Genomic DNA, 11,757 nt, shown 5'->3' on the forward strand with positions numbered 1-11,757 from the left:
TTTCCAGCAAGTCAGGAGCGAACCAACCACCGGCTTGCTCGATTGTCCGGTTTGATAAAATCAGGCAAAGTTTGCCCGCCGAACCGCCTCAGCAACTGAGCATTCCCGAGAGAACCACTGATGTCTTCAGAAGCATCACGCGCCGCCAGCAATGCATATCATCACGGTGATCTGCGCAACGCCCTCATTTCACAAGGTCGATCCGAACTCGAAACGCTCGGACCGAATGAGTTGAGTCTTCGTCGCCTGGCGAAAGCGGTAGGGGTATCGTCGGCCGCGTCCGTTCGACACTTTTCCGACAAGGCCGAATTTCTCGCTGCGCTCGCAGCTGACGGATTTCGAGAGCTAGCCAGCATCCGTCGCCGGATCATCAGCACTGGAGGCGATTCACTCACCATCGCCTATCGGATGATGAATGCTTACGTGCAGTTCGCCGATGCACACAAAGGGGTATTCGCTCTGATGGTTGGTCCGCGCATCATCGATCGTGACGCCTACCCGGAGTTAGCGCAGGCAGCAAACGCGGGGTTTGCGGACTTCGCCGGGGCAATCGCGACTTATGCCATGGAATGCGGATGGACAGCGGAATCGCTACCATTCGTGAGTCACGGTGCGTGGGCGATGGAGCACGGACTGGCAACGCTCATCCTCAGCAGTCGTGTCCCGAGATCGGATGTCCCCGTAGATGTCGGTCCGATGGTTCACTTCTCTATCACGATGTTCCTTCAAGCAATTGCAACGGGACCAGCGAGCTTGCAAAAACTGCTCGAGGCAACTGCACGAGCCTGACAGGGCGTGAACGTTTGAGTCCTTGCTCGTCGCTGACAGAGAAAGCCATGTCTTCAGCGCGTGGAAAATAGCGCCCGCGCTGGGGTACGGCGCGGGCCGCCTTGTGGCTTCGTATATGCCTCAATCGTCGACGCCTGCGACGATGCGCGCATCCCTTTCGGCGCCGTCCCCTAACACGGCCAAAACATCCTGATAATCCTTGCTCTGATACGCCGCGAGCGCCTGCTCGAAACTGGGGAACTCAACCACGACGGTCCGTTCCTTCAGGCCCGCTTCGAAGGCCACGACCTCGCCGCCTCGCAGTAGAAACTTTCCGCCCGCCGCTCTGACCACCGGCCCCGCAAGGGCGCCGTACGCCGCGAGCTTGTCTGTGTCATGAATCGCCCGGTACGCTGCTACCCAATATCCTTTTGCCATTTTGCTTCCTCTCTCTTGAAAAGCACCCGATTAGGGCTCGATATCAACATCGACAGACTGAGGTCCATCGCGTCCGTGGATGAATCGTCGATTTGTCCGACTGTGAGGATGGCCGGCGTTCATTCAGGCTTTTTCGAATCTCAGTGTTGACGATGATAACATTGGACGAGGTTTCGAATACTCACGGTTTCCCTAGCTAGGTCTTCGGCGCTTTTGGAACAGTTCTTCGCGGACGGATAGTCGGCAACTCCTGAGGCTACGACCGGATCCGGTCGCGCGAGCAACTTCAGCAAGTACGACGGTCGACCGCCAACACGCTGGCCGTCTGAGAATATGCCAGTTCCTTCGAGCAACTGTCCGGCTCCGCCGTCAGAATGTGTCGGGTTATCGCGGCGTTGACCTCGTCAGTGTGCGTCATCGGTCCCATGTGGCCTGCCCCCTTGACTATTGCGAGTCGAGCCGAAGGGAGCATCATCGGCAAGCGCTCAGCTATCGCTCGCGAAGGCAGTGGCGCGTGTTCGCCACGCATGACCAATACGGGTACGCGCAGGCCAGAGTACGCTCCCGGTGACGTGGGCTCGTCAAGCAGCGCGCGGAAATCGAGCGGCGCCTTCGGCGCCCAGCGAGTAAGCGCAGCCTTTGCCGAAGGCCGAAGCGCCTCCCATGCGCCCCGGCCGCCCCAATAGTCGACAAACGAGCTAGCGGCTCCCCGATAATCGCCGCAGCTCACGCTATCCGCGGTGCGCTTCGAAATCGCGATGATTTCCGCCAGCGCATGCGCTCCGTGAGCACCCATCGTCTTTAGTAGATGAAACGCGGACGGCTCGTAAAGCGACAGGCTCGCGATGCGCTCCGGCCGTACCACTGCCGCTCGTAGCGCCACGCCGCCGCCGTACGAATGCCCGACGAGATGCACCTTGCCGCTCGTGGCATCGATGATGTCGATGGTCCTCTCGGCCTCGTCGGCGAGTGTGAACGCATGCTCGCCGCTCCACGGCCCCGTGCCCTCGCAACCGTAGTGCTCAGGCGCGACGAACGCCACGCAGGCGGGGAGCGTTTCGCACAGCTTGCGCCATTGCGCCGCGCCTGAGCCGGAACAATGCAGGGCGATTACCGTCGACGGAGCCGAAACGTGCTCGAATGGGATAAGGCTATTCATACTTTTGATTCACCTACGAAGTTGAGAACATGCAGATCGACGCTTGCTTCACCGGTGGCTATGGAAGACCTCGAACGAGAACACAGATGGACGAACTTCATGCGGGTCCTCCGAGGGTCGACAACGCGAATCGAAATGCGAAGAAGCACACGGACGACAGCAAAGGCAAAGTAAAAAGCACCGAGCCGTAACGAAGCGCCGCAAAGCAGACCAGAGACCGCAGGCGCAACCCGACATCCAACGCTGCGCCGACCATAGGTTCGAATCGGATCATTTTCGTTCCACCACGACTTCAAGATACTCGCTGGGCAATACGAGCGTTCGATCACCGGAACGATTGCGGTCCTCGATGAGCGCCATCAGATCACCTAGAAACGCGGCCTGCCGCTCGCCTTCGAGCGCGGCGAACGCCTTGTTCATCGGGCCGTAGTAAGTGCGGAATATTTCGACGAAATGCGAGGGAGAGCGGTAGCGAAAGACGAACTCGCGGCTCGTCGCCTCGATGCGCGTGGCGTGGCTGCGCAGCAGTTCGTCGAGGCGCGCCTGAGTGCCCCACAGCGCGGGCGACTTCACGCCGGCAGGGGGCGGGATGTATTTGCCAATCGTCTTGAACACCTGTCCGATGAAACTGTCCGGCGTCCAGTTCGCGAGTCCGATCTTTCCGCCCGGCCTGCACACGCGCACCAGTTCATTCGCCGCCTGCTCCTGATTGGGAGTGAACATCACGCCGAAGGTCGACATCACGACGTCGAACGAAGCGTCCGCAAAAGGCAGTGCTTCGGCGTCTGCTTCCTGAAACTGCACGGCAAGCCCTTCGGCATCGGCGCGAGCGCGGCCGGCGTCGAGGAGCGTGGAAACATAGTCGGTCGAGGTAACCTCGCAAAAGCGGCGCGCGGCGGCGAGCGTCGCATTGCCGTTGCCCGCTGCGACGTCGAGAACACGACTGCCGGAGCGCAGATCGAGCGCCTCGCAAAGGTTTTCTCCGACGATCTGCAGCGTGGTGCCCACGACGGCATAGTTGCCCGTCGACCAGGCGGCTTGCTGGCGGACCTTCACGGCGGCGAGATCGGCGGCGGGCGAGATTGCGGTATCGACTGCGGACATAACATGGCTCCTGTAGAGAAGGTGGCAGCGTGACGAGCACGCCCGTTAGTACTACGTTTTTTAAATGCGCCGCAAGCAGATCAGATGAAACACGCCGACGCGACGAACCGGCGTGCCGACAACGCGGCGAGAACTATTCCGCGACGCTCAAACCCGTGCCGCCCATGCCCTTCGGCAAGTCCTTCATCTTGGGTAGACCGTCCTTCATTGGCAGCGTCGACTCTGCGTAATGGACGTGCACGCACGGTTCATACGGAAAGTCGGCAATGACGGCGGCGTAGACATCGATCAGTCCCAGTCCTGGATGCTCGGTGAAGACGTGGCCGCCGCAGGCTTTGCACCATTTTCGATAGCTGTGTTCAGTGTTGTTGTAAGTCCCGATGGCGTCGCCGCCATGCGTGACATTCAATGCTTCGGGTTTCCAGAGCGTGAAAGCGTTGACTGGCCCGGCGGACCAGCGCCGGCAGGATTCGCAATGGCAATACCCCATGCCTTCCGGCTTGCCGCTCACAGTGAAGCGCACGACACCGCAGAAGCACTGGCCGTGGTAAGTAGCTGCATCATTCATCGAAGCCCCCGTTGATGTGGGTTGGCGATTGGCCCAACTGCGCTTAACCTTGCGTCAATGACGTTTCGCGTGAATGCAAGTATCGACGCGGGAAGCGATTCTTTGAATGATCGAGCGTCCAGATGTTTTGCGCGGGACGCCGGAACTTGGACCTGTCATGGATGCGCTTTCGGACGTGCTTCGTCTCTTGCGTCTCAGCGGCGCGGTGTATCTCAACGTCGATTTCACCGCGCCCTGGTGCGTGGTCGGTCACGTTTCGCCGTCGTTGTGCGCCACGTTCCTGCCGCGCGCCGAGCGCGTCGTGTCGTATCACTTGATCGTGGAAGGGTGCTGCTGGGCGGCGCTGACCGATGATCCGGCCTCGGCCGTTCGCATCGAAGCGGGCGAATTGCTCGTCGTGCCGCATGGCGAGGCGCATCTGATGGGCAGCTCGCTCGAACTTGTGCCGACACCGGCAGAGGAATTGGTGTCGCGATATCTGGCAACCTCGCCCGGCGAAGTCATGCGTCTGAGCATCGGCGCCGATGGCTCGGGTCCGGAATCCGGCCGCACGCGCATCATCTGCGGCTTTCTTGCTTGCGACGATACGCTTGCCGATCCGGTGCTGTCGTCTCTGCCGCGCCTTTTCAAGGTAGATATGCGGAACGATCCACAATCGGCATGGCTCGAGTCATCGCTGAGATTCGCGGTGGCCGAAGCGGCCGAGTGGCGGCCCGGCAGCACCACCGTGCTCGCCCGACTTTCGGAACTGCTCTTCGTCGAGGCGGTGCGGCGGTGCATCGGTTCGTTGTCCGCCGATCGCCGCGGCTGGCTCGCAGGCGTCGGCGACCGGTTCGTCGGCAAGGCGCTCGCATTTCTGCATGCACAGCCCGCGCATGACTGGACCGTCGACGAACTCGCGCGCCGTGTCGGCCTTTCGCGCTCCGCGCTTGCGCAGCGCTTCACGCAGTTGCTTGGTCAGGCGCCGATGCAATACCTCGCAGGCTGGCGTCTGCAGATCGCAGCACAGGAACTGCTGACCGGTCCGTGTTCGATCGGGGCAGTCGCCGAGCGCGTGGGGTACGACTCGGAGGCGGCGTTCAATCGAGCATTCAAGCGTCAATTCGGTACGCCTCCTGCAAGCTGGCGACGTAGTCAAGGAAAGGTAGTGAACGGGAATATCTTGACCGATGAGATAGCCGGAGCCGCGGATGCGGAAGTAACGCGGAAACCGGCTTCGTCGGACACGCCACGGAGTGCCAGGCGTATGGAGCGATTGAGCGATGCCGCGTCATCTGCAACCCTGAAACAGGGGACTTGATCCACCGTCATCGCAGTAGCCTCGCAAGTCCCTGGCGCGTATGACGCATCACTGGCCACCGCCGTCTCCCTTGCCGTGATCGTCGTGATCCCCGTCGTGGCCGCGACCGTCGTGGGCGAAACGGCACACCCTGTCATTGCGTCCGTCCGCGCCTGGCAGGCGTTGCGCGACGTAACCAGGCAGATCGGCGGGATCGATCGCGAAGACGAAGAACCGGTTCGGGTTGTCGATGCCATTCGGGTGATTCGTGTCCGTCACGGTGCCTAGAAAGTCGTTGTCATTCGCGATGAACAACGTGTGCTTCAGCTTCCCGCCGATGTGCATGTCCGGCCCGAATGCGAGACTCTCGATCTTCGCGGGGATATCCGCGGGCTTGAAGTACACCGACAACGCCTTGACGACATCGAGGAACAACGTCTTCTCGATCGCATATGGCTTGAGGCCGGCTTCGCCGCTCGCCTGGCTCACGTCCTGCGCACCGGCGAGATCGACGTGGAAAACCCGCTTGAACACGGCCGCCGAATCGTCGCCGAGTCCCTTGCCGTCGCGCTCGTCGACCAGCAGCTCGTGATCGCTCACTGCGACGATGTCGCTGATCGTCGGATAGTTCGGCTTCGCATCGGTACCGAGGTTGGTCAGCGGATAGGCAAATTGCGCCGTCTTACCCGTGCGCAGGTCGATGCGAAGGATGCGCGTGTAGGCGCCGTTCGTGCCGCCGTCCTGGATCAGCGGGCTTTGCATCGCGCCGAAAAGCGTGTCGCCGTCCGGCGAAATCGCGAGGCCCTCCATGCCTTTGTTCGCGACGCGGCCGGACGTGTTCTCGCTAATTTCATCGTTACCGACGGGCGCGAGTTTCGTCACCGCGAACGACGCCGGCACGCGATACGCCGCGACGCGCTCGCCCGTGCGCCGGTCGAAGCGATAGATGTACGGCCCGTACTCGTCGGAAATGAAGACGCTCGCGCCGTCGCGCGCCACGCGGATGCTCTCCGGATCGAAGCGCGCGTCGAGCGGAAAGGTCGATGAACGCGTCGGCGTGAAGTTATCCGAACGGCCCGTGAAATAGTGCGTGTGATCCTTCTCGTTGAGCGCCGGCGCGCCGTCGGGAACGCCGTACGCCGCGCCGTCGCCGTAGACGAGCGGCTCGCGCGCATGCAGCAGCGTCGTCTGAACCAGCTTCGGGTTCAGTGTGTAGGGCAGCGCATCGCCTTTGTCTCCGGCTTCCAAACGCAGGATCAGCGTCTGGAAGCGATTGATGTACGACGCGGTGTCGTCGATGGCCTTGTTGTACGAGATTGCGTTCGGGCCGCGGTCGGGTGTGGCGAGAAACGTGTCGCAGCCCGCATACGCGAGACCGGAGCCGAGGCCGCCGAGCAGATTGCCCGGCGCCCCGTTTTCGAGCGGCGCCGCCGTCGCTTTCGAGCGATCGGCGACGAGTCCGCTCAACTCGCCGATCGCGATGAGATCGACGCGCGCCCACGCGGACGAACACGCGACGATCGACGCAGACAACGCAAACGACAAGGCACAGACACGGGCTCGAATCATGAACGTCTCCTTTCAATAAATGAGGCGATGCATTTGCATGCCGGCGAGCCTAACGGCCGAGTTCCTTGAGATAAGCCGTGCGCGCCGCGAATCCGGTATTGGTGAAATCGGTGAACACACCATCGACGCCGAGCCGGAAGAACTTCAGATACTCGGCGTTCGGGTCGCTGCTGTAATCCGCTGCGAGATACTTCTTCTCGTTGCGGAACGTGAAAACGTGCACGAAGAGCCCGGCCTTGTGTGCATCGCTGACGACGCTCGTCGGAGCTTGCGTCGTCGCCTGCGCGGTAGAACCGGTGAATGGCGTGCCGTCGGGATTGGTCGCGGGGAACGGCGTGATCTTGAGCGGCACGATCTGCGGCTTCCACGGCCCGATCCCGTCTGCGTACGTCTTGATCTGCGCGAGGCCCGCGGGCGTGAGCATCGCGTCGAACCAGCGCGGATCGCCGGCGACGGTCCAGTCGAAAGGACGGCTGTCGGTGATTTCGTTGTAGATGACCGCGCCTGTGCGGTAATCGACGTCGTAGCCGTCGATCAGTTGCACGACCTTCGTGTTCAGGCCGTGCGCGCGCATGTATTGGAGGCTGCCCGGCTCGAAGCTCTGCACGAATATCGGTGCATCGTGGTTGTTCAGGCCGTTGTCATTGAGAATCTTGATGAGCGCGTCTTCGAGCGGATGACTGCCCGCCGCGCCGCAGCCGTTCGCGATAGCCTGCGCGTTATTCCAGGTCGGGTTCTTCGTCTCGGGATAGACGGCGATCGAACGGCCCGTGGCCGCGCTCTTCGCCTTCGCGATATCGATGACCTGCTGGAATGTGAGAATCGGGAACTTGCCGTTGAACTCGGTGGGCCGTTCGGCCGCAGCGTCGTAGGTCGTGCCCCCGAGCAGCGTGCCGAGTTCGGCTGCGGTGAAGTCCGTGATCGACCAGTCGCCCGTGTGATCTTCGCCATCGACGATCAAGGACTTCAGCACCGACTTCGAATCGTTTGGATTCGTCAGATCGGTCAAATACTGCGATGGGCCGGTCTCAGGCGTGGTCGTCCACTTCACGTTCACCAGCACCCCGGGCACCGTGCGCTTTCTCGTCGCGACTGAGGCGTTGGTCTTTGCGACATCGGCGATGTTGGTGTTATCCGAAAGCCACGGATTGTGCCGCGCCACGAGCACGCAATCCTTCGACAAATGCAGGTCTTCTTCGAGCGCGTCCGCGCCGTTGTCGGCGGCAAGTTCATAGGACGGTTGCGTTTCCTCGGGGCGCAGACCAGGCAATCCGCGGTGGCCGATCACGAGCGGTTGCTGGCCGTCCAGCGTGGAAAACGTGGTGGGCGTGGCGGTCGCGGGAGGCGTGGATGTCGTGGTGCTGGTGTCGTTGCCGTCGCCTTGGCAGGCAGCGAGCCCGAAGGATAAGACGAGTGCGGCGCGTGCCGCGATCGAGTACTTGCGATGCTGTCGTGCACGCTTCATCTGGCTTCCCGTTCTATTCGAATTGTCCCCGCGCATTATTACGATTCGCGAGTGACGTTTGTATGACCCTGAGCAGATGGACATCAACGCCTGGCGGAACAATACGCAGCCGTGGCCTCCGTCAACGCGATGCGTTGCAATTCCTCCGGCGATGCCAGATGCGCGGCGATGATCTCGCGGTTATCGAGCTGCAACTCGGGCATGGAATCGAGATGCAGTTCGAAGAAATGCACGGTGTCTCTTCGGCCGTCCCAGATGCCGCTGGCACTGCCCGCAGGGACCAACGTATGCACCGAGAGCCCGATCTCCTCCTCCATCTCGCGCAGCGCCGCTTCATGAGGCGTCTCACCCGCGTGGACGCTGCCGCCGGGCAGATTCCATTCGGACCGGTACGACGACTTCAGCAGCAACAGCGCCTGCCCGACGTAAATTGCGACGAGCGCGCCTTCATGACGAGGTCGTCGAAAAGTCCACCACACGCGAGCGAGCGGAAATGCGAGGCGAAGCATGACACGCCAGACACGATCGACAAGCCGGGGCCGTCGCGCTTGCTCGATGTTCGGCATGAGCGCCCTCCTTTCTTTTATCGGTGTCACGAATCATACCGACGCGGCCTGAACGACATCCCTGCGCAGCCGGAACAGTGCGAGGTTCGCTGCCGGAAAGGCGTCAGGGAAAACTTTCCGCGCGTAGTTCGCTCGCCCGCCTGTCATGGCGTGGTCATACGACTCGCCATAATGTCTCCCTGACGGAGCGCATCTCATCCCCATCAGGAAACATACGTCCATGGTCACGAAGACCCAGCAGGACGGCGCATCGATTGCATCGCGCCGCGGATTTCTGAAGCTCGCGGGTGCATCGGGACTCGCGACCGCCGCGAATGTGGTGACCGGTCCTGCGTTCGCCCAGGCGTCGCATCCGGATGGCACGCCCGAGCAGATCCATCTGACGTGGGGCGAAGATCCGACGAGCGAGGTGATCGTGAGCTGGGGATCGCTTGCGCAGGCGGTCCAGCCACGCGTGCGGATCAGCACGCACGATGGCCACGCACACGTCATCCACGCCGTGCAGCGGACCTACACCGATGGTCTGAACGGCGAAACCGTCTTCACGTATCACGCGCGGCTGCATGAGCTTCGCCCGCACACGACGTATCAATACGAAGTCACCGCCGACAACGACAGCAAGGCCGCCCAACCCTTCACCGCCGGCTTCACGACCGCACCTCGCGGACGCCGCAAGTTCCGCTTCACGAGCTACGGCGATCTGGCAACGCCGAACACGAGCTGGGTTTTGTCCTCGCCTCAGAGCCGTTTCGCCGTGCAGGCCGTCGAGCGCTTCGAGCCGCTGTTCCATTTGCTCAACGGCGACCTCTGCTATGCCAACCTGAATCCGGCGCAACAGCCCGAAGTCTGGCGCGACTTCGGCAACAACGCCCAGACATCGGCGGCGAACCGGCCGTGGATGCCTTGCCCCGGCAATCACGAAATCGAGTTCAACAACGGCCAGCAGGGCTTCGCGTCGTATCTGACGCGCTACACGCTGCCCGACAACGGCACGCATTTTCCGGGGCGCTGGTACAGCTTTCGCGTGAGCTCGGTGCTGTTCATCTCGCTCGATGCCGACGACGTCGTCTATCAGGACGGCGCCGCATTCGTCGCCGGGCCGGCGCCGCTCGTGCCTGCCGCGAGCACGGGCAATGCAGCCATCGCGCCGGGCACGTCCTTCTATGTGCGCGGATACAGCAATGGCGAACAAACGCGCTGGCTCGAACGAACCTTGCGCGATGCATCGCATGATGACGACATCGACTGGATCGTCGTGCAGATGCACCAGGATGCGCTCAGTTCATCGAAAACGGGCAATGGTTCGGACAAGGGCATCCGCGAAGCGTGGCTGCCGCTCTTCGATCGCTATGGCGTGGATCTCGTGCTGTGCGGTCACGATCACGATTACGAGCGCAGTCATCCGGTGCGCGGCTGCAATCATCTGGCAGGCCGCGATGCGACGACAGGCGAACGCGTCGACACCTTGCAGCCGCGTCCCGTCGAAACATCGCAACGCGCGAACGATCCTATCGACACGACGCACGGCACCATCCACTTGATTCTCGGCGGTGGCGGCACAAGCGCGCCGCTCGATGTCTATGGCACCGATCCGGGCAACGGCTTGCCGCAGGCGCAGGTATTCACGAAGCCGAATCGCCCCGTGCCAGGCACGACGGCGGGCACGTTCGTTCGCCCGGTCGCCGATGCGGTCGAAGACGCGATCTGGTCCGCGCAGCGCGACACGGGCACGGGATACGGCATCGCCGTGTTCGACGTCGATCCCGGCGAGCGCGGCGGCAAGACATCGATCACGATGAGCTATTACCACGCGCCCGGAGCCGACAAGACACCGACCGCCGAATACGAACTCTTCGAGAAAGTCGTCTTTGAGAAGCAGTGCCGTCGATAGTCGGCACATCGGGCGCGAACTTCAGCATTGCAATCGGTCGGGGTGAAGGCTGAATCGGCGCCTGTTCGGACCATGGCTTTCGAGTCCGGCGCATTACACTGATTTCCGTGATGCAGACTATCGCATCACACGGACACAGACCGACTCGCTGAGCAAACCGGCTTACCTAAACTTGCACCGGATGCAGCACGCGTCGAGTGGACGTGTTTTCCTGAAGCTCGCAATATCCGCAAGCCCCGGTGAAAGTTCTACCGGGGCTTCGGCTTTTTGCACCTGTCTTTTACGAGGGCCGATGCACGCTCATTGCTCGATCGAAACTCGCCTATGCTTTCCGTTAGCTCGCGCGGCATGCACGCGCGGCGTCGAGAACATCGCCCTATCAAGGCTGCCACGAAAAACACGGGAGACTCGCACCATGAGCGCGCTCATCGAAAAGCTCAAGCACGAAATGATCAAGGCGCTGCCGCCGACGATCTTCTTTTTCATCATTCTCCACATCGTCGCGATCATCCGCGCGCTGATGGTCCGTGGCACCGGCATTTCGCTTCCTTCGTCTGCGTCGGTGCTGATCGCATCGCTCATTCTCGGCAAGTCGGTGCTGGTTGCCGACATGCTCCCGTTCATCAACCGCTTCCCCGACAAACCGTTGATCTGGAACGTCGCATGGAAGACGCTGATGTACGCGCTCGTCGCGCTGCTCGTGCACTATCTCGAACGTCTCTATGACTTCTGGAAGGAAGCGCCCAGTCTGATCGCCGCGAATCATCAACTCTGGAGCGAAATCAACTGGCCGCATTTCTGGGCGGTCCAGATTCTGCTCGTCACCCTGATCTTCAATTATTGCGTGATCGCCGAACTCTCCCGCGTCATCGGGCGCGGAAAACTCAAGGCAATATTTTTCGGCCCCATTCCGCCTCCGGGTAATTAATGCCTGGCGCAGTGAGACATCG

Annotated in this window: 11 protein-coding genes; 4 read left to right on the forward strand and 7 right to left on the reverse strand. The window is 61.5% G+C overall.

The features are described from left to right. Positions 1–120 precede the first annotated feature (120 nt). On the forward strand, positions 121–789 hold the full coding sequence (locus BTHE68_RS29020) for a TetR/AcrR family transcriptional regulator (RefSeq protein ID WP_162069772.1): 669 nt from the start codon (positions 121–123) through the stop codon (positions 787–789). 120 nt (positions 790–909) lie between these two features. On the opposite strand, the gene BTHE68_RS29025 is transcribed toward BTHE68_RS29020, so the two are convergent. The 4 genes from BTHE68_RS29025 to BTHE68_RS29040 form a co-directional block, all read right to left on the reverse strand. Next, a complete protein-coding gene (locus BTHE68_RS29025) occupies positions 910–1,206 on the reverse strand; it encodes a DUF1330 domain-containing protein (RefSeq protein WP_162069773.1) in 297 nt (98 codons plus the stop codon). Positions 1,207–1,492: 286 nt separating this feature from the next. Continuing rightward, positions 1,493–2,365, reverse strand: coding sequence for an alpha/beta fold hydrolase (locus BTHE68_RS29030; RefSeq protein WP_162069774.1), 873 nt, complete (start codon positions 2,363–2,365; stop codon positions 1,493–1,495). Between the two features lie 270 nt (positions 2,366–2,635). Next, positions 2,636–3,469, reverse strand: a complete 834-nt coding sequence (locus tag BTHE68_RS29035; RefSeq protein ID WP_162069775.1) for a class I SAM-dependent methyltransferase — start codon at positions 3,467–3,469, stop codon at positions 2,636–2,638. A 133-nt stretch (positions 3,470–3,602) separates the two neighbouring features. Then, entirely contained in the window at positions 3,603–4,037 is a 435-nt protein-coding gene (locus tag BTHE68_RS29040; protein WP_162069776.1) for a GFA family protein, read from the reverse strand. 157 nt (positions 4,038–4,194) lie between these two features. Here BTHE68_RS29040 and BTHE68_RS29045 point away from each other — a divergent pair, with 157 nt between their 5' ends. Continuing rightward, complete coding sequence (locus BTHE68_RS29045; protein WP_162069777.1) at positions 4,195–5,337, forward strand: AraC family transcriptional regulator; 1,143 nt, start codon at positions 4,195–4,197, stop codon at positions 5,335–5,337. Positions 5,338–5,385: 48 nt separating this feature from the next. Here the strand turns inward: BTHE68_RS29045 and BTHE68_RS29050 are convergent, their stop codons facing one another. From BTHE68_RS29050 to BTHE68_RS29060, 3 genes are all read right to left on the reverse strand, one after another. After that, the gene (locus tag BTHE68_RS29050; RefSeq protein WP_162069778.1) at positions 5,386–6,885 is read right to left on the reverse strand and encodes an esterase-like activity of phytase family protein; all 1,500 of its coding nucleotides are present in this window, start codon (positions 6,883–6,885) and stop codon (positions 5,386–5,388) included. Between the two features lie 49 nt (positions 6,886–6,934). Beyond that, a complete protein-coding gene (locus BTHE68_RS29055; RefSeq protein ID WP_162069779.1) occupies positions 6,935–8,350 on the reverse strand; it encodes a glycerophosphodiester phosphodiesterase family protein in 1,416 nt (471 codons plus the stop codon). An 83-nt stretch (positions 8,351–8,433) separates the two neighbouring features. Beyond that, on the reverse strand, positions 8,434–8,916 hold the full coding sequence (locus tag BTHE68_RS29060) for an NUDIX domain-containing protein (RefSeq protein ID WP_162069780.1): 483 nt from the start codon (positions 8,914–8,916) through the stop codon (positions 8,434–8,436). Between the two features lie 220 nt (positions 8,917–9,136). Here BTHE68_RS29060 and BTHE68_RS29065 point away from each other — a divergent pair, with 220 nt between their 5' ends. Next, the gene (locus BTHE68_RS29065) at positions 9,137–10,807 is read left to right on the forward strand and encodes a purple acid phosphatase family protein (RefSeq protein WP_162069781.1); all 1,671 of its coding nucleotides are present in this window, start codon (positions 9,137–9,139) and stop codon (positions 10,805–10,807) included. A gap of 415 nt (positions 10,808–11,222) precedes the next feature. After that, positions 11,223–11,735, forward strand: a complete 513-nt coding sequence (locus BTHE68_RS29070) for a hypothetical protein (protein ID WP_162069782.1) — start codon at positions 11,223–11,225, stop codon at positions 11,733–11,735. Positions 11,736–11,757: the final 22 nt, after the last annotated feature.

Origin of the sequence: Burkholderia sp. THE68 (assembly GCF_009938265.1) — a bacterium.
GTDB lineage: Bacteria > Pseudomonadota > Gammaproteobacteria > Burkholderiales > Burkholderiaceae > Caballeronia.